General features: G+C 63.6%; 26 protein-coding genes and 1 other RNA gene. 16 read left to right on the plus strand and 11 right to left on the minus strand.

Annotated elements, in window-relative coordinates; translation table 11 throughout:
* Positions 1 to 36 precede the first annotated feature (36 nt).
* The 4 genes from B3397_RS06255 to B3397_RS06270 form a co-directional block, all read right to left on the minus strand.
* Complete coding sequence (locus tag B3397_RS06255) at positions 37 to 639, minus strand: 5-formyltetrahydrofolate cyclo-ligase (RefSeq protein ID WP_296248258.1); 603 nt, start codon at positions 637 to 639, stop codon at positions 37 to 39.
* Between the two features lie 99 nt (positions 640 to 738).
* Positions 739 to 916: non-coding RNA, 6S RNA (ssrS, locus tag B3397_RS06260), on the minus strand.
* Between the two features lie 30 nt (positions 917 to 946).
* Positions 947 to 1264 carry a cell division protein ZapA gene (locus B3397_RS06265; RefSeq protein WP_296248259.1) on the minus strand — a complete coding sequence of 106 codons (318 nt, stop codon included), beginning with the start codon at positions 1262 to 1264 and terminating at the stop codon, positions 947 to 949.
* A complete protein-coding gene (locus B3397_RS06270) occupies positions 1261 to 1470 on the minus strand; it encodes a TIGR02449 family protein (protein WP_296248261.1) in 210 nt (69 codons plus the stop codon). The genes B3397_RS06265 and B3397_RS06270 overlap by 4 nt, the downstream gene beginning before the upstream one ends.
* Positions 1471 to 1636: 166 nt before the next feature.
* Between B3397_RS06270 and B3397_RS06275 the strand changes: the two genes are divergently transcribed.
* From B3397_RS06275 to gcvH, 8 genes are all read left to right on the plus strand, one after another.
* Positions 1637 to 2194 (plus strand): YecA family protein, encoded by a 558-nt coding sequence (locus B3397_RS06275; protein ID WP_296248262.1) that lies wholly within the window; start codon positions 1637 to 1639, stop codon positions 2192 to 2194.
* Positions 2195 to 2222: 28 nt separating this feature from the next.
* Positions 2223 to 3557 carry a Xaa-Pro aminopeptidase gene (gene pepP / locus B3397_RS06280; protein WP_296248264.1) on the plus strand — a complete coding sequence of 445 codons (1335 nt, stop codon included), beginning with the start codon at positions 2223 to 2225 and terminating at the stop codon, positions 3555 to 3557.
* A complete protein-coding gene (gene ubiH / locus B3397_RS06285) occupies positions 3554 to 4750 on the plus strand; it encodes a 2-octaprenyl-6-methoxyphenyl hydroxylase (protein ID WP_296248266.1) in 1197 nt (398 codons plus the stop codon). The genes pepP and ubiH overlap by 4 nt, the downstream gene beginning before the upstream one ends.
* A 23-nt stretch (positions 4751 to 4773) precedes the next feature.
* Positions 4774 to 5991, plus strand: a complete 1218-nt coding sequence (locus B3397_RS06290) for a 2-octaprenyl-3-methyl-6-methoxy-1,4-benzoquinol hydroxylase (RefSeq protein ID WP_296248350.1) — start codon at positions 4774 to 4776, stop codon at positions 5989 to 5991.
* Positions 5992 to 6092: 101 nt separating this feature from the next.
* On the plus strand, positions 6093 to 7094 hold the full coding sequence (locus B3397_RS06295) for an extracellular solute-binding protein (RefSeq protein WP_296248268.1): 1002 nt from the start codon (positions 6093 to 6095) through the stop codon (positions 7092 to 7094).
* A 334-nt stretch (positions 7095 to 7428) separates the two neighbouring features.
* Complete coding sequence (locus tag B3397_RS06300) at positions 7429 to 9054, plus strand: ABC transporter permease (RefSeq protein WP_296248271.1); 1626 nt, start codon at positions 7429 to 7431, stop codon at positions 9052 to 9054.
* Positions 9055 to 9161: 107 nt separating this feature from the next.
* The gene (gene gcvT, locus B3397_RS06305; RefSeq protein ID WP_296248273.1) at positions 9162 to 10244 is read left to right on the plus strand and encodes a glycine cleavage system aminomethyltransferase GcvT; all 1083 of its coding nucleotides are present in this window, start codon (positions 9162 to 9164) and stop codon (positions 10242 to 10244) included.
* Positions 10245 to 10287: 43 nt separating this feature from the next.
* Positions 10288 to 10671 (plus strand): glycine cleavage system protein GcvH, encoded by a 384-nt coding sequence (gene gcvH / locus B3397_RS06310; RefSeq protein ID WP_296248275.1) that lies wholly within the window; start codon positions 10288 to 10290, stop codon positions 10669 to 10671.
* A 75-nt stretch (positions 10672 to 10746) separates the two neighbouring features.
* Here the strand turns inward: gcvH and tauD are convergent, their stop codons facing one another.
* From tauD to B3397_RS06335, 5 genes are read right to left on the minus strand one after another with little or no spacing between them, the layout of a single operon-like run.
* Positions 10747 to 11580, minus strand: a complete 834-nt coding sequence (gene tauD / locus B3397_RS06315; protein ID WP_296248276.1) for a taurine dioxygenase — start codon at positions 11578 to 11580, stop codon at positions 10747 to 10749.
* Positions 11581 to 11619: 39 nt separating this feature from the next.
* Entirely contained in the window at positions 11620 to 12450 is an 831-nt protein-coding gene (tauC, locus tag B3397_RS06320) for a taurine ABC transporter permease TauC (protein ID WP_296248278.1), read from the minus strand.
* Positions 12447 to 13238 carry a taurine ABC transporter ATP-binding subunit gene (gene tauB, locus B3397_RS06325; RefSeq protein WP_296248281.1) on the minus strand — a complete coding sequence of 264 codons (792 nt, stop codon included), beginning with the start codon at positions 13236 to 13238 and terminating at the stop codon, positions 12447 to 12449. The genes tauC and tauB overlap by 4 nt, the downstream gene beginning before the upstream one ends.
* 21 nt (positions 13239 to 13259) lie before the next feature.
* Positions 13260 to 14240: a taurine ABC transporter substrate-binding protein gene (gene tauA, locus B3397_RS06330; RefSeq protein WP_296248283.1), complete on the minus strand. Its 981-nt coding sequence runs from the start codon at positions 14238 to 14240 to the stop codon at positions 13260 to 13262.
* Positions 14241 to 14298: 58 nt separating this feature from the next.
* Positions 14299 to 15204 carry an aliphatic sulfonate ABC transporter substrate-binding protein gene (locus B3397_RS06335; RefSeq protein WP_414704353.1) on the minus strand — a complete coding sequence of 302 codons (906 nt, stop codon included), beginning with the start codon at positions 15202 to 15204 and terminating at the stop codon, positions 14299 to 14301.
* 457 nt (positions 15205 to 15661) lie between these two features.
* Between B3397_RS06335 and B3397_RS06340 the strand changes: the two genes are divergently transcribed.
* Both B3397_RS06340 and B3397_RS06345 read left to right on the plus strand, forming a co-directional pair.
* The gene (locus tag B3397_RS06340) at positions 15662 to 16993 is read left to right on the plus strand and encodes an OprD family porin (protein ID WP_296248286.1); all 1332 of its coding nucleotides are present in this window, start codon (positions 15662 to 15664) and stop codon (positions 16991 to 16993) included.
* A gap of 295 nt (positions 16994 to 17288) precedes the next feature.
* A complete protein-coding gene (locus tag B3397_RS06345; protein ID WP_296248288.1) occupies positions 17289 to 17927 on the plus strand; it encodes a peroxiredoxin in 639 nt (212 codons plus the stop codon).
* Here B3397_RS06345 and B3397_RS06350 read toward each other — a convergent pair.
* Entirely contained in the window at positions 17924 to 18115 is a 192-nt protein-coding gene (locus B3397_RS06350; protein ID WP_296248290.1) for a hypothetical protein, read from the minus strand. The genes B3397_RS06345 and B3397_RS06350 overlap by 4 nt on opposite strands.
* Positions 18116 to 18246: 131 nt before the next feature.
* On the opposite strand from B3397_RS06350, the gene ssuE reads away from it, so the two are divergent.
* The 6 genes from ssuE (at position 18247) to B3397_RS06380 (ending at position 23032) form a co-directional block, all read left to right on the plus strand.
* Positions 18247 to 18840, plus strand: coding sequence for an NADPH-dependent FMN reductase (gene ssuE, locus B3397_RS06355; RefSeq protein WP_296248291.1), 594 nt, complete (start codon positions 18247 to 18249; stop codon positions 18838 to 18840).
* A 150-nt stretch (positions 18841 to 18990) separates the two neighbouring features.
* Entirely contained in the window at positions 18991 to 19956 is a 966-nt protein-coding gene (locus B3397_RS06360; RefSeq protein WP_296248292.1) for a sulfonate ABC transporter substrate-binding protein, read from the plus strand.
* A gap of 73 nt (positions 19957 to 20029) precedes the next feature.
* On the plus strand, positions 20030 to 21178 hold the full coding sequence (gene ssuD / locus B3397_RS06365) for an FMNH2-dependent alkanesulfonate monooxygenase (RefSeq protein ID WP_296248294.1): 1149 nt from the start codon (positions 20030 to 20032) through the stop codon (positions 21176 to 21178).
* Between the two features lie 9 nt (positions 21179 to 21187).
* On the plus strand, positions 21188 to 21979 hold the full coding sequence (ssuC, locus tag B3397_RS06370) for an aliphatic sulfonate ABC transporter permease SsuC (RefSeq protein ID WP_296248295.1): 792 nt from the start codon (positions 21188 to 21190) through the stop codon (positions 21977 to 21979).
* The gene (gene ssuB, locus B3397_RS06375) at positions 21976 to 22788 is read left to right on the plus strand and encodes an aliphatic sulfonates ABC transporter ATP-binding protein (RefSeq protein WP_296248297.1); all 813 of its coding nucleotides are present in this window, start codon (positions 21976 to 21978) and stop codon (positions 22786 to 22788) included. The genes ssuC and ssuB overlap by 4 nt, the downstream gene beginning before the upstream one ends.
* A gap of 28 nt (positions 22789 to 22816) precedes the next feature.
* Positions 22817 to 23032, plus strand: a complete 216-nt coding sequence (locus B3397_RS06380; RefSeq protein ID WP_296248299.1) for a TOBE domain-containing protein — start codon at positions 22817 to 22819, stop codon at positions 23030 to 23032.
* 149 nt (positions 23033 to 23181) lie between these two features.
* Here B3397_RS06380 and B3397_RS06385 read toward each other — a convergent pair whose 3' ends face one another.
* A complete protein-coding gene (locus tag B3397_RS06385) occupies positions 23182 to 24558 on the minus strand; it encodes a glutamine synthetase family protein (protein ID WP_296248301.1) in 1377 nt (458 codons plus the stop codon).
* Positions 24559 to 24820: the final 262 nt, after the last annotated feature.

The following is a 24820-nucleotide window of genomic DNA, read 5'->3' on the forward strand; positions in this document are numbered from 1 at the left end:
AGCCCGCTCCCACATGAAATCGGCTTCACCGCCGATTCAAGTCAGATACCAGGCCTCATCGGTGACTGTTCCCCGCAGGGGCACATCCCAACTGGCCTGCGTCAGACGCTCCACTTTCTGGCATTCGTGGGCCAGCCCCAGCAGTGTCGGTGCATGCCAGGCCCTGCGCCGACCGCGATAGGCCAGGCTGCGGTCGTAGAACCCGCCGCCCATGCCCAGTCGCCCACCGTGTTCGTCAAAACCTACCAATGGCAGCAGAATCAGGTCCAGTGCCCAGACAGTGCGTTGCCGTGCGCGGTCGATACGCGGCTCGGCGATGCCGAAGCGGTTGCTGCGCAGTTTTTCCCCCCGACGCACCCGCTGGAACACCATCTTGGTGCGCGGCCAATCGCTGAGCACCGGCAGGAAGGTCTGTTTACCGCGGCGTTGCGCTTCGCGCAGCAACGGCCGTGGATCGATCTCGCTGTCGTTGGGCAGGTACAGGGCGATGTAGCGGGCGCGGCGAAACAGTGGATGCTGAGCCAGCTGGCGGTAGAGGCCGTGTGCGGCCTGGCGTTGTTGCGCGGGGGTGAGGGCGCGGCGCGCAGCGCGCAGCTGGCGGCGCAATTGTTGACGGGACAGCGGCGCGGGTGCGGTCATGGGCGCGGTCGATCCTGGTCACAGGCGCCGCTCCACGGATAAGGAACGGCCATTGAAAAGCCCATGCCGGGATCACCCTGGCATGGGCTGGAAATTCAGGTACTCCCCGACGAACCGCTGTCGGTGTAGCCCTTGAACCCGAAAGTTCAAGGTGGAGATTGCAGGAGGTTTTAAGGCTTTCCGTCGAGCGGACATGCACACCAACCTCACGTGCAAGCCCCGTGGTTGTGCGTATCGGCTCAGGGACATGACCGACTGGCAAGCACTCCAGGGAGTGGCGCCAGTATACAGAAAGCGGCTGAGGATTTCAGCCCTTGGGTGGTTCCGGATCGGTAGCCAGCACCAGATCCACACGTTCGAGCAGATCGCGGACCTGTTCACGGGTGGTGCCGCTGACCGCCAGCTCCGGCGTGTCCTGGCGATGCAGCAGGTCGTGGGTGATGTTCAATGCCGCCATGACAGCAATACGGTCGGCACCGATCACTTTGCCACTGCTGCGGATCTCGCGCATCTTGCCATCCAGGTAGCGCGCCGCGCTGACCAGGTTGCTGCGCTCTTCCGGTGGGCAGATGATCGAATACTCTTTGTCCAGAATCTGAACGGTGACGCTATTGCTTGAACTCATGAGTCTTGCTCCAGGGCCTTGAGGCGCGAAATCATTGACTCGACCTTACGCCGGGCAATTTCATTCTTTTCGATGAGGTGTGCGCGCTCCTCGCGCCAGGTTTTTTCCTGAGCTAATAGGAGTGCATTTTGTTCTTTTAGTTGCTCGACACGCCCGATCAATAATTCGAGCCGAGCCATCAGCGCTTGCAGGTCTTTGTGTTCCATGGGGTCCCGGTGAATACGGTGTGGGGAAAAAGTTGCTCGCCGCTGAACTGGCAAGCCCGGTAAGAGAGAACACGTAGTTGGCCGCGTCGATAGTCTGTCGCGGTTGCCGGTGCTAGGATACAAGGCCTTCATTCTAGTCATTGCGCCGTCTGGCGCCTAGTTGCCCATGCCTATTCAGAATTCTCCTTATCACGCTTTCGCCACCCTGCTGCAGAACAGCGGTCACACCGTGTCCCCCGCCGAACTCCACGGCCTGTTGCTGGGCCGCAGTTGCGCCGGTGCCGGCTTCGAAGTCGAACCCTGGCTGGTGGATGCCGCCGACCTGCTGGCGGCGCCTGCTGAAGACAACGTCCGCCAGGCCTTGATCGGCCTGCAGGAAATGGTCAAGGGCGAGCTCACCAGCGACGACATGACCGTGGTGCTGCTGGTTCCGGGCGACGATTCGCCACTGCCCGAGCGCGCAGCTGCCCTGGGCCAGTGGTGCCAGGGGTTTCTCGCCGGTTTCGGCCTGACTGCCCGTGACACCGCCTTGAGCACCGAGGCCATGGAAGTGCTGCAGGACTTGGCCGCCATCGCTCAGGTGCAGGACGCTCTGGAAGAGTCCGAAGACGGCGAGACCGACTACATGGAAGTCATGGAATACCTGCGCGTGGCCCCGCTGCTGCTGTTCACCGAGTCGGCCAGGCAGCCGGCCGAGCCAGGCGCCAAGCCGTCGCTGCATTGATCTGACCCCAAGGAGCGCGCACCTGCCCATGAGCCATATCCCGAAATCGGAATACGCCCGCCGCCGTAAGGCGCTGATGGCGCAGATGGTGCCCAACAGCATCGCTATCCTGCCCGCCGCCGCCGTGGCCATCCGCAATCGCGACGTGGAACATGTCTATCGGCAGGACAGCGACTTCCAGTACCTGAGCGGCTTTCCCGAGCCCGAAGCCGTAATCGCCTTGATCCCTGGGCGCGAGCATGGCGAGTACGTGCTGTTCTGTCGCGAGCGCAATCCCGAGCGCGAGCTCTGGGATGGCCTGCGCGCGGGGCAGGAGGGCGCGATTCGCGATTTCGGCGCCGACGACGCTTTCCCCATCAGCGATATCGACGACATCCTGCCCGGCCTGATCGAAGGCCGCGACCGGGTGTATTCGGCCATGGGCAGTCACCCCGAATTCGACCGTCACCTGATGGAGTGGATCAACGCCATCCGCTCCAAGGCGCGACTGGGCGCGCAGCCGCCCAACGAGTTCGAGGCATTGGATCACCTGCTGCACGACATGCGTCTGTACAAGTCGGCGGCGGAACTGAAGGTCATGCGCCAGGCCGCCGATATCTCTGCGCGCGCACACGTGCGGGCCATGCAGGCGTGTCGCGCAGGCTTGCACGAATACAGCCTGGAAGCCGAACTCGACTACGAGTTTCGCAAGGGCGGGGCAAAGATGCCCGCCTATGGCTCGATCGTCGCCGCCGGGCGCAACGCCTGCATTCTGCATTACCAGCAGAACGACGCACCGTTGCGCAACGGCGACCTGGTGCTGATCGACGCAGGTTGCGAGATCGACTGCTACGCCAGCGACATCACCCGTACCTTCCCGGTCAGCGGCATCTTTTCCCCCGAGCAGAAGGCCATCTACGAGCTGGTGCTCAAGTCCCAGGAGGCCGCGTTCGCCGCCATTGGCCCGAACAAACACTGGAATCAGGCCCACGAGGCCACGGTGCGGGTCATCACCACCGGCTTGGTGGAACTGGGCTTGCTCAAGGGCGAGGTCGACGAGTTGATCGCCGCCGAGGCCCATCGGGCGTTCTACATGCACCGCGCCGGGCATTGGCTGGGTCTGGATGTGCACGACGTTGGCGAGTACAAGGTCGGGGGGGAATGGCGGGTGCTGGAGCCGGGCATGACCCTGACCGTTGAGCCGGGCATCTACATTGCCCCTGACAATCAAAGCGTCGCGAAGAAGTGGCGTGGCATTGGCGTACGTATCGAGGACGACGTGGTGGTGACGCGCAAAGGCTGCGAAGTATTGACGGGCGGTGTGCCCAAGACCGTGGCCGAGATCGAGGCGCTGATGGCCGCTGCCCGAGTGCAGGCAGCATGAGCCGGGTCGATCTGGCCATCATTGGCGGCGGGCTGGTGGGTGCGAGCCTGGCCATGGCCTTGCAGGCCGGTGCCAAGGCGCGCGGCTGGCGTATCCTGTTGATCGAGCAGTTCGCCCCGGGCGACAGCTATCAGCCCAGCTACGACGCGCGCTCTTCGGCGCTGTCGTTCGGTACCCGGCAGATCTATGAACGTCTGGGCCTGTGGCAGGCGATCAGCCGCCGCGCCGAGCCGATTCGCCAGATTCACGTATCCGACCGTGGCCGCTTCGGCAGCACGCGGCTCAATGCCCTGGAGGAAGGCGTACCGGCGCTCGGTTACGTGGTCGAGAACGCCTGGCTCGGCCAGTGCCTGTGGCAGGGCCTGGATCAGCAGGTGGTGAGCTGGCGGTGTCCCGCCGAAGTCACGGCCATGCAGGCGACGGATGACGGCTACCGGCTGACGCTGAACGACGACACCACGGTGCAATGCGATCTGGCGGTGCTGGCCGATGGAGGCCGCTCGGCGCTGCGTGAGCAGTTGGGCATCAACCTGCACGAGACCCGTTACGACCAGAACGCGCTGATCGCCAATATCACCCCAGGCGAGGCCCATCTGGGCCAGGCCTTTGAACGCTTCACCGATGAGGGGCCCATGGCCCTGCTGCCGCTGCCGGACAACCGCTGCGCGCTGGTGTGGACGCGCCGGCCGGCTGACACCCAGCGCTTGCTGGGACTGTCCGATCAGGCCTTTCTCAGCGAACTGCAAAGTGTGTTCGGCTACCGTCTGGGCACGTTGAAACAAGTCGGCGCACGGCATGTCTATCCACTGTCGCTGGTAGAAGCCCAGGAGCAGGTGCGCTCGCATCTGGTGGTGCTGGGCAATGCGGCCCATGCGCTGCATCCGATTGCCGGCCAGGGCTTCAACCTGTCGTTGCGTGATGTCCAGGCGCTGGCCGAAGCCCTTCTGAGCAGCACCGGCTCGCCGGGGGATCTCGCGGTATTGCAGGCCTATCGCGAACGCCAGCGGCAGGACCAGAACCTCACCGTGGGTTTCTCGGATCAGGTCACGCGGCTGTTCGGCACGCCCGACCCGTGGGTGGTGGCCGGGCGCAACCTGGGCCTGCTCGGGCTCGACCTGTTACCGCCGGCCAAACGCTGGTTCGCCCGCCAGGCCATGGGCCTGGGCACCCGCCCGGACATGAAAGGACGATGAGCAGAGTGACCGAATCTATGGAAATGCGCGCCGATGTGGTCATCGTCGGCGCGGGTATGGTCGGCAGCGCCCTGGCGTTGGCGCTGCGCGACAGCGGCCTGGAGATACTGCTGGTCGATGGCAGCCCGCTGAGCGTCAGACCGTTCGACGCCAGCGCGCCGTTCGAGGCGCGGGTCAGTGCCTTGTCCATCGCCAGCCAGCGCATTCTCGAGCGCCTGGGTGCCTGGCAAGGCATTCAGGCCCGGCGGGCCACGCCCTATGGCCAGATGTACGTGTGGGACGGCAGCGGCACCGGTCGTCTTCACTTTTCGGCAGCCAGCGTGCACGCCGAGACCCTGGGCCATATCGTCGAGAACCGTGTGGTGCAGGACGCGCTGTTGGACTGCCTGCATGACGCCGACATCGGTTTGCTGGCCAACGCTCGCCTGGAGCAGATGCGTCATTCCGGCGACGACTGGCTGCTGAGTCTGGCCGACGGCCGCTCGCTGCGCACGCCGCTGGTGGTGGCGGCCGACGGCGCCCATTCGGCGGTGCGCCGGTTGGCGGGTTGCGAGACGCGGGAGTGGGATTACCTGCACCACGCCATCGTCACCAGCGTACGTTGCACCGAGCCACATCGAGATACGGCGTGGCAGCGCTTCACCGATGAAGGGCCATTGGCCTTCCTGCCGCTGGACCGCGGCGACGGTCAGCACTGGTGCTCGATCGTCTGGTCGATCACGCCGCTCGAAGCGGAGCGGATGATGGCGCTGGATGATTCCGCATTCTGCCAGGCCCTGGGGCGTGCCTTCGAAGGCCGTCTGGGCGAGGTACTGGCTGCCGACCCGCGGCTGTGCGTGCCGCTGCGCCAGCGCCACGCCAAGCGCTACGTGCAAGGCGGCCTGGCGTTGATCGGGGATGCCGCACACACCATTCACCCGCTGGCGGGGCAGGGCGTCAACCTGGGGTTTCTGGATGCGGCGGTGCTGGCCGAAGAGCTGATGCACGGCTTGCAGCGAGGAGAGCGCCTGGCCGACGAGCGCGTGTTGAGCCGTTACGAGCGCCGACGCATGCCTCACAACCTGGCGCTGATGGCGGCCATGGAGGGGTTCGAACGCCTGTTCCAGGCCGATCCGCTGCCCTTGCGCTGGCTGCGCAACAGCGGTTTGAAATGGGTCGAGCAGTTGCCTGAAGCCAAGGCCGCCTTCGTGCGTCAGGCCTTGGGCTTGAGCGGCGACCTGCCGCTGCTGGCGCGGCTCTAGAGTTCAGTAACATCCGGTAACGTGTGCTGCCCGAGTTAGGTTGAGATGGCGAATGTGATTCACTACCATTTCGCCCTCAATCGCACTCGGGGAATCGCCTAATGATCGCGCGCAAACGTCTTCTCGTCGCCTTGGCGCTTTCATTGCTGGGCAGTGCCGCCCAGGCTGCCGACGAAGTGGTGGTGTATTCCTCGCGCATCGACGAGCTGATCAAGCCGGTGTTCGACGCCTATACCGAAAAAACCGGGGTCAAGGTCAAGTTCATCACCGACAAGGAAGCGCCGTTGATGCAGCGCATCAAGGCCGAGGGTCAGAACGCCACCGCCGACCTGCTGCTCACGGTGGATGCCGGCAACCTCTGGCAGGCCGAGCAGATGGGTATCCTGCAGCCGATCAAGTCTGCCGTGATCGACGCCAACATTCCTTCCCAGTACCGCGCGGCGTCCCATGAGTGGACCGGGCTGAGCCTGCGTGCGCGCACCATCGCCTACGCCAGTGACCGGGTCAAACCCGAGGAACTGAGCACCTATGAAGCGCTGGCGGACAAGCAGTGGGAAGGGCGCCTGTGCCTGCGCACCGCGAAGAAGGTCTACAACCAGTCGCTGACCGCGACCTTGATCCAGACCCATGGCGCGGAGAAAACCGAGCAGATCCTCAAGGGCTGGGTCAACAACCTGTCCACCGACGTGTTCTCCGACGACATCGCGGTGCTGCAGGCCATCGACGCCGGGCAATGCGACGTGGGCATCGTCAACACCTACTACTACGGCCGGTTGCACAAGCAGAACCCGAGTCTGGCGGTGAAGCTGTTCTGGCCCAACCAGGCGGATCGCGGTGTGCATGTGAACCTGTCGGGCATCGGCCTGAACAAATACGCCCCGCATCCGCAAGCGGCGATTGCGTTGGTGGAATGGATGACCGGGCCTGAGGCGCAGAAGATCTTTGCCGGCGTGAACCAGGAGTTTCCGGCCAACCCGGCAGTGGCACCTTCGGAGGAAGTAGCCGGCTGGGGTGCGTTCAAGGCCGATACACTGCCGGTTGAAGTGGCAGGCAAGCGCCAGGCCGAAGCGATCAAGCTGATGGACCGCGCGGGCTGGAATTGAGCGGATACCGCAGCGCGGCCATCGCGGGCAGAGCCCGCTCCCACAGGGGGTTGCGGGGCGGCGTAGATTTATGTGATGAGCTGATACCGTGGCGTGGCCATCGCGGGCAGAGCCCGCTCCCACAGGGGGTTGCGGGGCGGCGTAGATTTATGTGATGAGCTGATACCGCGGCGCGGCCATCGCGGGCAGAGCCCGCTCCCACAGGGGGTTGCGGTGCGGCACAGATTTATGTGATTAGGTGATACTGCGGCGTGGCGAGCGGCTTTTGTGGGAGCGGGCTCTGCCCGCGATGCGTCGGCCCTGACACCCCCCTCAACCCCATCGAGCATCGCCCTTGTCCTACCCCCTACAACGTCGCTGGTACCCCCTGGTCTTCGCTGTCGCGGCGCTGATCCTGCTGCCTCTGAGCGTGCTGGCGTTGTCCTGGCAATCGGTCGACGGTGAAATCTGGTCGCACCTGTGGGCCACCCAGATGCCACGGCTGCTGGGCAATACCCTGACCCTGGTACTGGGCGTGGGCGCTGGCGTCACCGTCATCGGCGTCAGCCTGGCCTGGCTCACCAGCCTGTGCGAGTTCCCCGGCCGGCGCTGGCTGGACTGGGCCTTGATGCTGCCCTTCGCCATCCCGGCCTACGTACTGGCCTTCGTCTTCGTCGGCCTGCTGGATTTTGCCGGGCCGGTGCAAAGCCTGCTGCGCGAACAGTTCGGCAGCGGCTTGCGCCTGCCGCGGGTGCGCTCCACCGGCGGCGTGATCATCGTTCTGGTGCTGGTGTTCTACCCCTACGTTTACCTGTTGGCGCGCACCGCCTTCCTGGCTCAGGGCAAAGGCCTGATGGAAGCTGCCCGAGTCCTCGGTCAGTCGCCCTGGCAGGCGTTCTGGCGCGTGGCGCTGCCCATGGCGCGCCCTGCCATCGGCGCCGGCGTGGCCCTGGCACTGATGGAGACCCTGGCCGATTTCGGCGCGGTATCTGTGTTCAACTTCGATACCTTCACCACTGCCATCTACAAGACCTGGTACGGCTTCTTCAGCCTTTCCAGCGCTGCACAACTGGCCAGCCTGTTGTTGCTGGCGGTGATGCTGGTGCTGTACGGCGAACGCCGTGCACGCGGCCAGGATCATGCCGCCAACGAGCGGCCCAGAGGCGCGGCCTTGTATCGCCTGCGCGGGGTGAAAGCCTGGGCGGCCAGCGGCTGGTGCGCCCTGGTGTTCGCCTGTGCCTTCGTGGTGCCGATGCTGCAATTGCTGGTGTGGTGCTGGCAGCGCGGGCGCTTCGACCTGGATGAGCGCTACCGCGATCTGATCCTGCACACCTTGTATCTGGGGGGTATGGCCGCTGTGCTGACGGTGGCGGTGGCCCTGCTGCTGGCCTTCGCTCGCCGGCAGGCGCCAACCCCTGGCATTCGCGCAGGGGTAAGTCTGGCCAACCTGGGCTACGCGCTGCCAGGCTCGGTACTGGCGGTGTCGATCATGCTGGCGTTCAGCTTCCTGGATCGCTCGCTGGTGGTACCGCTGTCCAGCTGGCTGGGCGGTGCCGGCAAACCGCTGCTGCTGGGCAGTGTCGCTGCGCTGCTGGTGGCCTACCTGATCCGCTTCATCGCGGTGGCCTACGGGCCGTTGGAAAGCAGCCTGGCACGCATTCGGCCGTCGTTGCCGGAGGCGGCGCGCAGCCTTGGGGTCAGCGGCCCGCGGCTGTTCTTCAAGGTGTATCTGCCATTGCTGCTGCCGGGCACCCTGAGCGCCGCGTTACTGGTGTTCGTCGACACGCTCAAGGAGATGCCGGCCACCTTGCTGATGCGACCCTTCGGCTGGGACACCCTGGCGGTGCGCGTATTCGAGATGACCAGCGAGGGGGAGTGGGCGCGCGCGTCGCTGCCGGCCCTGACGCTGGTGCTGGTGGGGCTGCTGCCGGTCATCGGCCTGATTCGGCGTTCGGCACGCCCGCTCGGTCAAAGCCACTGACCTCCAAGGGTGCCAGCAGCCGACCTTGCCGCTACAATGCGCGGCATTCGGCGCGGGCATCATGGATAACCGGTTCGCGCCTTCGCCACGCCCGGAAGGAGAAACCCATGGGACAGCGTACGCCTCTGTATGACTTGCACCTCGCGCTGAGCGCGAAGCTGGTCGATTTTGGCGGTTGGGACATGCCTCTGCATTACGGTTCACAAGTAGAGGAGCACCACCAGGTACGTCGCGACTGCGGCGTTTTCGACGTGTCGCACATGACCGTCATCGACCTCGACGGGGCGGACGCCCAATCCTTTCTGCAGCACCTGCTGGCCAACGATGTGGCCCGCCTCGGCGCCCCCGGCAAGGCGCTGTACAGCGCCATGCTCAACGAGACGGGCGGGGTCGTGGACGACCTGATCGCCTATCTCACCGAGCAGGGCTATCGACTGGTGGTCAACGCCGCTACCCGCGACAAGGACATGGCCTGGCTGAACGCCCGGGCCAGGGGTTTTTCAGTGCGCCTGCGCGAGCGTCCGGAGCTGGCGATGCTGGCCGTCCAGGGGCCTCAGGCACGGCGCAAGGTTGCTGAGCTGGTGAATGCCGCGCGCAGCGAACTGATCAGCCAGCTCAAGCCTTTCGAAGGCCGCAGCGAAGGCGACTGGTTCATCGCCCGCACTGGCTACACCGGTGAGGACGGCGTCGAGATCGTCCTGCCCGCCGAGCAGGCGCCAGCCTTTTTCAACGACCTGGTAGGTGCCGGCATTTCCCCGATTGGCCTTGGCGCGCGAGACACCCTGCGCCTGGAAGCGGGCATGAACCTGTACGGTCAGGATATGGACGAGCAGCATTCCCCGTTGACCTCCAACATGGCGTGGAGCATTGCCTGGGAGCCAGGCGAGCGCGAGTTCATCGGTCGCCGGGCGCTGGAGCAGGAATACGCCGGCGGAGCCGCCATGAAACTGGTGGGCCTGGTGCTGGAGGAGCGTGGTGTATTGCGTGCCCACCAGGTGGTGCGCATCGCCGGGGTTGGCGAAGGAGAGATCACCAGTGGTAGCTTCTCCCCTACGCTGAGCAAGTCGATTGCCCTGGCGCGAGTGCCCAGGGCGACCGCCGACCGTGCGGAAGTGGAAATACGTGGCAAGTGGTACCCGGTACGGGTGGTCAAACCGACCTTCGTACGGCATGGTAAAACCCTGATCTGACATTATGCGCGGGCCTACCGCCGACCCTGTTGAGGACTTAGAAATGAGCGATATCCCTGCTGAAATGCGTTTTGCCGAGAGCCACGAGTGGGCGCGTCTGGAAGCCGATGGCAGCGTGACCGTGGGCATCAGTGACCACGCTCAGGAAGCCTTGGGTGATGTGGTGTTCATCGAGTTGCCGGAGATCGGCAAGGTCTTCGCCGCGGGCGATCAGGCCGGTGTGGTGGAGTCGGTGAAGGCCGCTTCGGATATCTACTCGCCGGTCAGCGGCGAAGTGATCGCCATCAACGAAGCGCTGGCCGATGGCCCGGAGAGCGTGAACAGCTCGCCGTATGGCGCGTGGTTCTTCAAGATCAAGCCCAGCGAGGTGGCAGAGCTTGATAACTTGCTGGATGCGGCGGGGTACAAGGCCGCGATTGGCGAGTGATGGGTTGAGTGTGGTGGTGGATGCTGCCCTGGGGTAAGGGGGCCATCCACCACCGGTCCCCGCGCCGCCTCCAACTCAAACCGGCCGATCCCCCAGTATTGTCGCCCGGTGCATCACCCTTCTCTGCGGCCGATAATCATCAGCCGCGTAATGCTGTGTCACCCGGTTGTCCCAGAACGCCACATCATCGGCTCGCCACTGCCAGCGCACGGTGAACTCCGGGCGTATGGCGTGGGCAAACAGTAGTTTGAGCAACGCCTCGCTTTCTGCCGCCGAAACTTCGTTGATCCGCGTCGTGAACCCCTCGCTGACGAACAGCGCCTTGCGCCCGGTCACCGGGTGGGTGCGCACCACCGGGTGCGACAACGGCACGTGCTGGCTGCGGGTCTGCTCCCAGCGGGCAAGGGCTTGGGCGTCGTTGCCGAAACGCTCCAACGGAAACGACTTGGCGAAGTCATGGGTCGCCGTGAGGCCGTCGAACAGCCGTTGCAGCGCCGGTGACAATGCCTCGAAGGCCGCCGTGCCACTGGCCCAGCTGGTATCGCCGCCGTAGGCCGGCACCTGTTTGGCGCTCAGCACTGCACCCATGGCCGGGTTGGGCAGAAAGGTCACGTCGGTGTGCCAGATGGCGTTGTCACGCACGTCGGTCACCGCCGTATCCAGCACCAGCACCTCGCGTTGCTCGGGCACGCTGGGGTAGATCGGATGGATGTGCAGCTCACCGAATTGCTGGGCGAAGCGGGCCTGCTGAACCGGGGTGATCGGCTGGTCGCGCCAGAAGATCACCTGATGGTCGAGCAGGGCTTGCTCGATCGCGCGACGCTGTGGCTTGGTGATATCCCGAGTCAGGTCGATACCCTGGACCACCGCGCCGATGGCGGGGGTCAGGGGAGTGATATGCAGAGTCATGTTGTTCAGCTCTGTTGAGGTGTCGGAAAATGCGGGACTTCAGTGCGTCTGTCCGTGCCAGGGCACCAGGTGGCGTTGCAGGGCGCGCAGGCCCATCTCCAGGGCGAAGGCAATCAGGGCGATCACCAGGATCCCCAGCACCACCACATCGGTCACCAGGAACTGTGCGGCCGATTGCACCATGAAGCCCAGGCCGCTGGTGGCCGCGATCAGTTCAGCGGCCACCAGGGTCGACCAACCGACCCCCAGGCCGATTCGAATGCCGGTGAGAATCTCCGGCAAGGCACTGGGCACGATTACATGGCGGACCAGCTGCCAGCGGGTTGCCCCCAGCGACTGCGCAGCGCGTAATTTGGCCGGGTCCACGGTGCGTACGCCGGTGGCCGTGGCGATGGCAATCGGGGCGAAGATCGCCAGGTAGATCAGCAGCACCTTGGAGGTTTCGCCGATGCCGCACCAGATCACGATCAGGGGCAGGTAGGCCAGCGGCGGAATCGGCCGGTAGAACTCGATCAGCGGGTCGAGGATGCCCTGGGCGACGCGGTTGTGGCCGATGGCGATGCCTACCGGAATGGCCAACAGTACGGCAAACAGCAGGGCCAGGCCGATGCGGCCGAGGCTGGCGGCCAGATGCTGCCAGAGGGTCGCATCCATGTAGCCCTGGGTGGCCAGCAGCCAACCCTTTTGCAGCACGGCGGCGGGCGAGGGCAGGAACAGCGGCTCGATCAATTCGCTGGCGGTCACGGCCCACCAGAGCAACAGCACGCCGACCAGGGTCAGGGTACTGATCCAGCGGGTGCTCAGGCTCAACCGTTGCTGCCCCGGGTTCGCCGGACGGCTGGCCACGGCCGGAATTTCGTAGCTGCTCATGCGGGCTCCTGCCGCGGCGCGGCACGTTGGGCGAAGACCTGAGCGAGCACATGCTCGCGGGTTTCGATGAAGCGTGGATCGGATTTGATCGCCCGAGCGCTTTCGCCGGCGGCGTAACGCTGGCCGAAATCCAGGCTCAGGCGTTCCTCGATGCGCCCTGGATTGGGCGCCAGCAGGATCAGGTCGGTGGCCAGGAACACCGCTTCCTCGATGTCATGGGTGATCAGGAAAATCGGCTTGGCGGTGCGTTGCCACACCTGCAGCAGCAGTTCCTGCATCTGCTCGCGGGTGAAGGCGTCCAGCGCCCCGAAGGGTTCATCCATCAACAGCACGCGCGGATCGGCCGCCAGCGCACGGGCCAGGCCTACGCGCTGTTTCTGCCCACCGGACAGCTGCCACACGCGGCGCTCGGCGAAATCGGCCAGATCCACCAGGGCGAGCATGTCCCGCGCCTTGGCTTCACGTTGCGCGCGGGGCACCCCGGCCAGTTGCAGGCCAAAGGCGACGTTGGCCAGGACGTCCTGCCACGGCAGCAGCGCGTCGTCCTGGAACACCACCCCGCGATCGGCCCCAGGGCCCTGTACGAGCACGTCGTCCAGGCTGATGCGACCGCTGCTGGGCGTGACGAATCCGGCAATCAGATTCAGCAGTGAGGTCTTGCCGCTGCCGGACGGTCCCAGGGCCACGCACAGCTGCTGCGGGCCCAAGGTCAGGGAAATGTCCTGCAACACCGGCTGCGCGGCGCCGGGGTAGTGGGCGCCGATCCGTTCGAGGGTCAGGTGAGCCATGAGGCAATGCTCCGGTGAGGGTTACTGCACGAACTTGGCGCTGACGTATGGCGCGTAGTCCGGCAGCACGGCTTCAAGCTTGCCTTGCTCCTTGAGGAACTCGGCGGTCTTGGCGATCGATTGGGCGGTGCCGCCGTCGAGCAGGGCACTCGACGCCTGGGCACTGGCATCCGGGTAGGTCGAGCCCGCCAGCAGGTCCGGCACGTCGGCCGCGTTGGAGCCGGTCAGCTTGGCAATCTTCTGCACCTGTTCGGAGTCGACGGTCCAGGCAGCTTTGTTCCTGGCGTAGTCAGCGAACGCGTCCAGGGTGACCTTGGCGAACTGGGCGATCACCTGCGGGTGCTTGTCGGCGTAGTCCTTGCGCGCCACCCAGACTTCGAAGGTCGGCGCGCCCCACTGGCCGACCTGAGCGGCGTCGGTGAGGGTCTTGCCGGTCTTGCGAATCTCCCCCAAGGCTGGCGACCAGACGAACGCACCGTCGATGTCGCCGCGCTTCCAGGCCGCGGCGATTTCGGCCGGCTGCAGGTTCACCACCTTGACCTTGCCTTCCAGACCCCAATGCTTGAGGGCACCGAGCAGGCTGTAGTGGGAGGTCGAAACGAACGGTGTGGCGATGGTCTTGCCCACCAGTTGCTGGGGGTTGTCGATGCCACTGCCGTTGCGCACCACCAGGGCCTCGGCGGAATTGATCTGCGCCGAGACGATGAACGCCACGATCGGCAGTTTGCGCGAGGCTGCCGCGGCCAGAGGGCTGGAACCCAGGTTGCCGATCTGCACATCGCCCGAGGCGATCGCGGTGACCACTTCCGGGCCGCTGTTGAAGCGGCGCCAGTCGATCTTCTCGCCGATGGCTTTTTCGTAAACCCCGTCGGCCTGTGGCACTTTGCTGGGGTCGATACCGGTCTGGTAGCCCACGGTCAGGTTGGCAGCCTGGACCCCCAGGGTCAGGCCGGTGAGGGCCAGGGCGGTGATGAGTCGACGCGCGAAGAATTGCTGGGCCATGGTGGCTGCCTCGAAAAATTGTGGTTATGGGTGTGGCGCGGGTTGGGCGGGGTGCAGGTCAGGGCTGCCAGGTGGCAACCGCCTTGGCGTCCACCGGCTTGGGCAACAGGCCCGCAGCCAGGAACGCGTCGGCGATGCTTTGTTGCTCACCCAGTTGGTCGGCGGTCACCGGCTGCACCTGGTAGGTGCGGTGCAGGTTGGCGGCTTCCACGGTGGCGCCGTCGAGGTTGCCCCACAGCGGGCCGAGAATCGCCGCGGCCTTGGCGGGGTTGGCCTTGGTCCACTCACCGGTCTGCTGCAGCTCGGCGAACACCTGCTTGAGCACTGCCGAGTGGCTCTTGGCGTAGGCCGCGCTGGTCAGGTAATAGCGTTTGTACTGGGCCAGCCCCTTGCCGTCGGCCAGGGTGCGGGTGGGCAATTGGCGCTGGGCGGCGGTGAGGAAGGGTTCCCAGGTCACCCAGGCATCGACCTTGCCGTTTTCGAAGGCGGCACGGCCATCGGCGGGGGTCAGGTAGGCCGGCGTGATATCAGCGAATTTCAACCCGGCCTTGGTCAGCGCGGCAATCAGCAGGTAGTGGCTGCCGGCGGCTTTGGTCACGGCAACCTTCTTGCCCTTGAGGTCCGCCAGGCTATGCAGCGGCGAATCTTGTCGCACGACGATGGCCTGGGCCTGGGGTGACGCGGATTCCTGGGCGAAATACGCCAACTGAGCGCCGGCGGCCTGGGCGAACACCGGGACGGTGTCGGCGACATCGGCACTGATGTCGACGTTGCCGACGTTCAATGACTCGAGCAGGGGCAAACCACTGGGAAACTCATGCCAGCTGACCTTGATGCCGTCTTTGGCCAGGGCTTTCTCCAGCGTGCCCTGGGTCTTGAGCAGGGTGATCAGCGTGGACGATTTCTGATAGCCGATGCGCAGGGTTTCCTCGGCATGGGCCAGTAGCGGCATCGTGGCGGCCATGGTCAGGGCGAGCCCGACGAACAGCTGCGAAACTGGGCTGGAATTTTTTGAACGGGTGCCGATTCGCATGGAAACCTCGAGGCCGCCTTGGGCGGTAGTGGGGGCATGATCGAGAGCATCCGGTGGTCCGGTGGGTGGAATCTAAACGATCTAAGAATCGTTATTGAAATATCATTTGGGAATTAGCTTATTAGACCCGTAACGGGTTGACCGTTTGTTTGGTTATGCGCTTTTGTTATTCGATAAAATTCTAAAAATTAATGAAACAATTCTTTTTGGTTTTGTGAAAATTTCGTTAACCTCGGCAACCAGAGAATGGCTTAGACCAAAGTCTCGAAACGGCTTGTAACCATTGACTAATTGGTCACGCATTGGCGCTAATCGCGCATCGGCGGAGAAGGGGCAGCAGACCCCGACCAAAGAACACCACAAAAATTAGAAACGAGAGGAGCATCACATGTACAAGCAGTCGCTCGCCGCAGCCATCGCGCTCGCCAGCATCTCCGCCACTGTTCAGGCAGCCGACCCAGCACCGTCGGGCTTCTTGGACGGCAGCAAGGCCACCATCAGCTCGCGTACCATGTACTTCCGTAACGACAACCGTGACGGCGGCGCCGACCAGCAGGAATCCGGCCAGGGTTTCCTGTTCAACTTTCTCTCTGGTTACACTGCCGGTACCGTAGGTTTTGGCCTGGACGTCCAGGGCATGACCGGTATCCACCTGGACGGTGGCCGTGGCCATCACCCCGACAACAGCAACTTCTTCCCGAGCGACAGCGATGGCTCGGCCGAGAAGAGCTGGTCGCGTCTGGGCGCCAACGGCAAGGTCAAATTCTCCAAGACCGAAGCCAAGATCGGTAACGCGCTGCAGCCCAACCTGCCAATCCTGGTATCCAACGATGGTCGTCTGCTGCCACAGACCTTCCAGGGCGCGATCGTTACCTCCAAGGAACTGGACAACTTCACCTTCACCGCAGGTCGCCTGAACAAGGCTGCCGGCCGTGCGTCGAGCAACTACGACAACCTGTCGGTTGCCGGCGGCACCAAGGGCTCGAACAACTTCTCGTTCGCCGGTGTGGATTGGAAAGCCACCAAGGACCTGACCCTGCAGGCCTACCACGCGCAGCTGGAAGACTACTACAAGCAGACTTTCCTGGGCGCCGTGCACGTGCTGCCACTGGGAGAAGACCAGTCGTTCAAGACTGACCTGCGTTACTTCGACAGCCGTTCCAACGGCAAGAATGGTGACGTTGGCTACCGCTTTGCCAATGGCTACGCCAGCAACGTAGGCGAGGTCGACAACAAGACCTGGAGTGCCATCTTCACCTACGCCATCTCCGGTCACTCGTTCCTGCTGGGCTACCAGTCGGTGGGCGACGACAGCGGCATGCCTTACATCAGCAACGGCAGCGTCGTCGACGGCCGTGGCCGCAACGAAGGCCAGGGCGGTTCCAGCGTCTACCTGTTCACCGACAGCATGGTCACCTCGTTCACCCGTGCTGGCGAGAACACCACCTTCGGTCAGTACTCGTATGACTTCAGCCGTGTGGGCGTACCAGGCCTGAAAACCTCCGTAGCCTATCTGCGTGGTGATGACATCCGTGTAGCCACCGGTTCCGACCGTACCGAGTGGGAACGCGACATGCGCGTCGACTACGTGATCCAGGCCGGTACCTTCAAGAACGTGGGCTTCTCGCTGCGCCAGGGTACTTACCGTGGCGACGTGGCAGGTTCGGCCGATACCGATCAGACTCGCTTCATCGTCAACTACACCTACGCTCTGAAGTAGTAGGTCTGGTTGCAGGAAAAGCCCGCCTTGTGCGGGCTTTTTCGTTTCTAGGAATTGGTGTGGATGGTCCCCTCACCCCAGCCCTCTCCCTAAGGGAGAGGGAGCCTGACGCGGTGTGCTTTTGACTTTCTCTCCCAGGGGCAATACGGCGGCAGGGGGGCGCTTACCACCATTTTCGGCTCAAGCCCTGTGCCCATATTCCGAATCTACCTAACGCCATCACCATCCATTCTTTTTCTTTCTGCGCCGGCCAGTGCACAGTCGTCTTCATAACAGCCAAAGGAGCCGCACCATCATGACCATCCGCCTGGGCGACATCGCCCCCGACTTCGAGCAGGATTCCAGCGAAGGCACCATTCGCTTCCACGAGTGGCTGGGCAACCAATGGGGAGTGTTGTTCTCTCACCCCGCCGACTTCACCCCCGTGTGCACCACGGAGCTGGGCTTCACCGCCAAGCTCAAGGATGAATTCGCCCAGCGTAACGTCAAGGCCATTGCCCTGTCCGTAGACCCGGTCGATTCCCATCACCGCTGGATCGGTGACATCAACGAAACCCAGGGCACCACGGTCAATTTCCCGATCCTGGCCGATGCCGATCGCAAGGTGTCGGACCTGTACGATCTGATTCATCCGAACGCCAACGACACCCTGACGGTTCGGTCGCTGTTCGTGATCGACCCGAACAAGAAGGTCCGCCTGACCATCACCTATCCCGCCAGCACCGGGCGTAACTTCCACGAGATCTTGCGGGTGATCGACTCGCTGCAATTGACCGACAGCCACAAGGTGGCAACACCGGCCAACTGGCAGGACGGCGATGAAGTAGTGATCGTGCCGTCGCTCAAGGATGAAGAGGAAATCAGGCAGCGCTTTCCCAAAGGTTATCGGGCGGTGAAGCCCTACCTGCGTCTGACGCCTCAGCCAAACCGTTAGGGCTGCTCGAGGAGCTGATTCCACACCCCCTGTGGGAGCGGGCTCTGCCCGCGATGGGGACGCTGCGGTGTCTGGTCGGACGCCATCGCGGGCAGAGCCCGCTCCCACAGGTCCATCACCCACAGGTCCATCACCCACAGGTCCATCACCCACAGGTCCTTGAGCAACCGGACCACTCTCCAAGCCATGTGCATATGCTTTTAAAATCTAAACAAATGAAAAAATATGATTTAAAGATATAAACCCCGCCTGTTAATGTTCCCCCCATCAAGCGCCTTCAGCTGAAGCGCCAAACCCCGCTATTTCAAGGAAGCGCCCTATGCTGGTCGTATCTCTGGGCGGCAGCCCCAGTCTGCGTTCGCGTTCCAGTGTGTTGCTGGAACGCAGCAAGCACTGGCTGCAACAACACGGCGTCGAAGTCGTCGGTTTTCAGGTACGGGACTTCCCGGCCGAAGATCTGCTGCACGCTCGGTTCGACAGCCCGCAAGTGCTGCACTTTCTCGAACTGGTGGCCAAGGCCGATGGCTTGGTGGTTGCCACGCCGGTGTACAAGGCCTCGTTTTCCGGTGCCCTGAAAACCCTGCTGGATCTGCTGCCCGAACGCGCCCTGAGCAACAAGGTGGTACTGCCCATCGCCACGGGTGGCAGCATCGCCCACATGCTGGCAGTGGACTACGCCCTCAAGCCCGTATTGGCCTCGCTCAAGGCGCAGGAAATGCTCCAGGGCATCTTTGCCGACGACAGTCAGATCGCCTATGGCGAAGGCAGCGCGGCCGCACAACTGGCGCCGGCGCTGGAACAGCGGCTGGAGAATGCGCTGCAGGAATTCCATGGCTTTCTGGTGCGCAAGCCTCGCGCCCACGACCCGGCCTTGTTGACCGAGAGTCTGCGCAGCGCGCGCTGGAGTATCTAGACATCCGCGACGGGGTGCTGCCCAAGACCCCGTTGCAGGCAGGCTCGCTCCCACAAGGGCACTGCCGTCCGTATCGCGTTGTACTCACCTTACTCGCCCGCCAACGGGCAAGCAGGTGCTGCCAATCCCCTACTGCAAAAGGAGAGTGCCATGGGCACCTTGTTCCTGCGCCGTGGCTTGGTCGCACTGTTTGCTGCGGCCGTGTCGTTCGGCGCCATCACCCAGGCCCAGGCTGAAACCCTGCGCATCGGTTACCAGAAATACGGCACCCTGGTGCTGCTCAAGGCCAAGGGCACGCTGGAAAAGCGTTTGGCGTCCCAGGGCATCGACGTCAAGTGGACGGAGTTCCCCGGCGGCCCGCAGCTGCTGGAGGGCCTGAACGTCGGCTCCATCGACTTTGGTGTGACCGGTGAAACCCCGCCGGTGTTTGCCCAGGCCGCCGGCGCCGATCTGCTTTACGTCGCCTACGAGCCGCCGGCGCCCACCAGTGAAGCGATCCTGGTGCCCAAGGACTCGACCCTTCAGTCGGTCAAGGACCTCAAGGGCAAGAAGGTCGTCCTCAACAAGGGCTCCAACGTGCACTACCTGCTGGTTCGCGCGCTGGAAGAAGCGGGTCTGAAGTACAGCGATATCCAGACCGTTTTTCTGCCACCGGCCGATGCCCGTGCTGCCTTCGAGCGTGGCAGCGTCGATGCCTGGGTGATCTGGGACCCTTACCAGGCCGCCGCCGAGAAGCAACTGCAGGCACGAACCCTGCGCGACGGCACCGGTATCGTCGAGAACCTGCAGTTCTACCTCGCCACCAAGCCCTACGCCCAGCAGCATCCGCAAGTGATCAAGGCGCTGGTGGAAGAAGTGCGCGCCGTCGGCGAGTGGTCCAAAGCCAACCCCGAGGACGTCACCGCCCAGGTCGCGCCGATTCTGGGCTTGCCGGCTGACATCACCCTGACCTCGGTCAAGCGTCAGGGCTACGGCGCCGAGTTCCTCAATCCGCAAACGGTGGCGGCGCAGCAGAAGATCGCCGACAGCTTCTACCAACTGAAGTTGATCCCCAAGCCGCTGCGTATCCAGGACGTTATCTGGACGCCGCCGGCCAAGGTCGCCACCGCACCTTGAAGCCTTCCCACCGCCATTGCATCAATACCCCCGCAGCCTGGCTGCGGACCGAGCCAATTCAGGAGACAACTCCATGAGCCTCAATATTTTCTGGTTCCTTCCCACCCATGGAGACGGCCATTACCTGGGCACCTCCGAAGGCGCCCGCGCGGTCGACCACGGTTACCTGCAACAGATCGCCCAGGCTGCTGATCGTCTGGGCTATGGCGGCGTGCTGATTCCCACCGGGCGCTCCTGCGAGGATTCCTGGCTGGTGGCGGCGTCGCTGATTCCGGTGACCCAACGCCTGAAATTCCTCGTTGCGCTGCGCCCGGGCATCATCTCGCCGACCGTGGCTGCGCGTCAGGCAGCGACGCTGGATCGGCTGTCCAACGGCCGCGCACTGTTCAACCTGGTGACCGGCGGCGACCCGGATGAGCTCAGCGGTGATGGCTTGTTCCTCAGCCATGAAGAGCGCTATGAAGCGTCGGTGGAATTCACCCGCATCTGGCGTCGTGTGCTGGAAGGCGAAACCGTTGACTACGACGGCAAGCACCTCACCGTGAAGGGCGCCAAGCTGCTCTACCCACCGGTGCAGCAGCCGCGGCCACCGCTGTATTTCGGTGGCTCGTCCGACGCCGCCCAGGACCTGGCGGCCGAGCAGGTGGAGATGTACCTGACCTGGGGAGAGCCGCCCGAGGCGGTCGCCGAGAAAATCGCCCAGGTCCGCGAGAAGGCCGCCAGACAAGGCCGCACGGTGCGCTTCGGCATTCGCCTGCATGTGATCGTGCGGGAAACCAACGCTCAAGCGTGGCAGGCAGCTGAACGGCTGATTGCGCACGTTGACGACGACACCATCGCACGCGCCCAGGCCTCGCTGTCTCGCTTCGACTCGGTGGGCCAGCAACGCATGGCCGCCCTGCACGGCGGCAGCAAGGACAAGCTGGAGGTCAGTCCGAACCTGTGGGCCGGTGTCGGTCTGGTTCGCGGTGGCGCGGGCACGGCACTGGTCGGAGACGGCCCGACCGTGGCCGAGCGGGTCAAGGAATACGCCGCATTGGGCATCGACACCTTCATTTTCTCGGGATACCCCCATCTGGAGGAATCCTATCGGGTCGCCGAACTGCTGTTCCCGCATCTGGACGTGAACCGTCCCGAAGCCCCGACCGGCGCCAACTATGTCAGCCCGTTCGGCGAAATGGTCGCCAACGACATCCTGCCCAAAGCTGCCTCGCAAAGCTGAGAACCTGAAATGAACGCATCCACGAAAATCATCCACAGGCTGGCGCCATGGGCACTGCCGGTGGGTCTGCTACTGGCATGGCAGTTGGCGGTCAGCACGGGCTGGCTGTCGACACGCATCCTGCCAGCGCCCAGTGCGGTCATCGAAGCAGGCGTCAATCTGTTTGAAAGTGGCGAAATCTGGACGCACCTGGCCATCAGCGGCTGGCGTGCCGGCATCGGCTTCGCCATCGGCGGTGGTATCGGCCTGGTGCTGGGCCTGATCAGCGGCCTGTCACGCTGGGGCGAGCGCCTGCTCGATACCTCGGTGCAAATGATCCGCAACGTGCCGCACCTGGCGCTGATACCACTGGTGATTCTGTGGTTCGGCATCGACGAGTCGGCGAAGATCTTCCTGGTCGCCCTGGGCACGCTGTTCCCGATCTACCTGAACACCTATCACGGCATCAAGAACGTCGACCCGGCCCTGGTGGAGATGGCCCGCAGTTATGGCCTGTCCGGCGTGCGCCTGTTCTGGCAAGTGATCCTGCCCGGCGCCTTGCCCTCCATTCTGGTGGGGGTGCGTTTTGCCCTGGGCCTGATGTGGCTGACGCTGATCGTCGCGGAAACCATTTCGGCCAGCTCAGGCATTGGCTACCTGGCGATGAACGCGCGTGAATTCCTGCAAACCGACGTGGTGGTATTGGCCATCGTCCTCTACGCGATCCTCGGCAAGCTCGCCGACCTCGCGGCTCGCGGCCTGGAGCGTGTGTGGCTGCGCTGGCATCCGGCCTACCAGACTGGCAAGGGAGGTGCGGCATGACCGTCCTGAAAGAACAACCCCCCCACCTGCTGCGCGGAATTCCGCTGGCGGTGCGCAAATTGCGCAAGACCTTTGGCGAGCGCCAGGTATTGCGTGACATCGATCTGCACATTCCCGCCGGCCAGTTCGTCGCCATCGTTGGCCGCAGCGGCTGCGGCAAGAGCACCTTGCTGCGCTTGCTGGCAGCGCTGGACAAACCCACCAGCGGCGAGCTGTTGGCCGGCTCCGCGTCCCTGGCCGCAGCCAAGGACGACACCCGCCTGATGTTCCAGGAGGCACGTCTGCTGCCCTGGAAGCGGGTCATCGACAACGTGGGTCTGGGGCTGTCCGGTGACTGGCGTCCACAAGCCTTGCAAGCGCTGGCAGCGGTGGGTCTGGCCGAGCGTGCCAATGAATGGCCTGCCGCGCTGTCGGGTGGGCAGAAGCAACGCGTAGCGCTGGCTCGGGCGCTTATCCACAAGCCGCGTCTGCTGTTGCTGGATGAACCGCTCGGCGCGCTGGATGCCCTGACCCGCATCGAGATGCAGCAACTGATCGAAAACCTCTGGCAGGAGCATGGGTTTACCGTGCTGCTGGTGACCCACGATGTGGCCGAGGCCGTGGCCATTGCCGATCGGGTGATCCTGATCGAGGACGGCCAGGTGGGCCTGGACCTGCTGGTCGATCTGCCCCGACCGCGCGCCCGCGGTTCCCATCGCCTGGCGGCGCTGGAAGCCGAGGTGCTGCACCGGGTGCTGGCCCTGCCGGGCAACCCGCCGGACCCGGAACCCGTTTCACCCTTGCCTACGCAATTGCGTTGGGCCCTGTGATTCTTACCCTCTACAAAGGATAAACACCATGAGCATCAAAGCGATCAACGTACGTAACCAGTTCAAAGGCACCGTGAAGGAAATCATCGAAGGGCCGGTATTGTCGGAAATCGACGTGCAGACCGCTTCGGGGATTGTCACTTCGGTGATCACTACCCGCTCGGTGCGGGAGCTGGAATTGGTGGTAGGCAGTGAGGTGATTGCCTTCGTGAAGTCGACCGAGGTGTCGATCGCCAAGCTGTAAACAGCCTGTAGCAGCGGCGTAAGCCGCGTCAGGGCAGCCCCCCGTTCCAGGTGGCGGCCGGACGCGGCTTACGCCGTTGTTACGGACGCGGCTTACGCCGTTGGTACGGACGCGGCTTACGCCGCTGCTACAGGGGGTACGCGTAAGCGTTAGACGGTGTGCAGGTACCAGTTGTACTCGAGGTCCGAAATGGAGTGTTCGAATTCCTCCAGCTCGCTTTCCTTGCACGCCACGAAGATATCGATGTACTTGGGATCGATATACCGCGCCAGCACTTCGCTGTCGTCCAGCTCGCGCAGGGCGTCACGCAGGTTGGTCGGCAGGCTCTGCTCGTTCTGCTCGTAGGAGTTGCCGGTCACCGGCTCATTGGGCTCGACCTTGTTGGTCAGGCCATGGTGAACACCGGCCAGTACCGCAGCCATCAGCAGGTAAGGGTTGGCATCGGCGCCCGCCACGCGGTGTTCCAGGCGCACCGCATCCGGTGTGCCGGTGGGTACGCGCAAGGCCACGGTGCGGTTGTCCAGGCCCCAGCAAGGGGAGTTCGGCACGTAGAACTGAGCACCAAAACGGCGGTACGAGTTGACGTTCGGGCACAGGAACGCCATCGAAGCCGGCAGGGTCTCGAGCACACCGCCGATTGCGTGACGCAATGCGGCGTTCTGCTCGGGATCCTCACTGGTGAAAATGTTCTTGCCGTCCTTGTCCAGGATCGAGATGTGCACGTGCAAGCCGTTGCCCGCCTGGCCCGGGTAGGGCTTGGCCATGAACGTGGTGTCCATCTCATGGTCGTAGGCGATGTTCTTGATCAGACGCTTGAGCAATACCGCGTAATCGCACGCGCGCATGGCGTCCGGCACGTGATGCAGGTTGACCTCGAACTGGGCCGGGGCGCTTTCCTTGACGATGGCGTCAGCGGGAATACCTTGCTCCTTGGCGCCTTCGAGGATGTCCTGCAGGCAGTCGACATACTCGTCCAGATCGTCGATCAGGTAGACCTGGGTCGAGTGCGGACGCTTGCCGGAAATCGGTGAGCGCGGCGGCTGTGGACGGCCGTTCACGTTCTCCTGGTCGATCAGGTAGAACTCCAGTTCGAAGGCGGCGCAGATGGTCAGGCCCATGGCGTCGAACTTCTCGACCACCTGGCGCAGCACTTCCCGCGGGTCGGCGAAGAACGGCTGGCCTTCGAGCTCGTGCATGGTCATCAGCAGTTGCGCGGTAGGGCGCTTTTGCCAGGGCTCGTTGCACAGCGTATCGGGGATGGGGTAGCAGATTCGATCGGCGTCGCCGATGTCAAGGCCAAGGCCTGTGCTCTCGACGGTCGAACCGTTGATATCCAGGGCAAACAGGGAGGCAGGCAGGTTGATGCCTTTCTCGTAAACCTTATGGAGGCTGGTGCGTTCTATGCGCTTGCCGCGCACCACACCATTCATATCTGCAATCAGAAGGTCGACGTACAGAACCTCAGGATGTTCCTTAAGGAATGCGTTCGCTTCGTTAAGCTGAACGGCACGCGGGGGTACCGACATGATGCAACACCTTTGTTGTTAAAAATATCAATCATTGGGCTGAACAGGTTTCAGTCAATCCGAAAGCCCACTTGAAGTCAAGCAAGCTCGGGTTTGCCCTGAAAGAGCGCTAACAGGGCTGTTTTGCCGCAAATTGGGGCGGCTGACCGGAAGTTTCAGGCGGCCAAACTTGCACGATGAAAGGGCGTTGTTGTTTTTACCTGGCGGTAGTTGTGGAAAAAAATGAACAAGGCTAAGCTCGGTCGCAACCCAGAACTTCAAT

The sequence above is a fragment of the Pseudomonas sp. UBA4194 genome (genome assembly GCF_002379585.1).
Lineage (GTDB): Bacteria > Pseudomonadota > Gammaproteobacteria > Pseudomonadales > Pseudomonadaceae > Aquipseudomonas.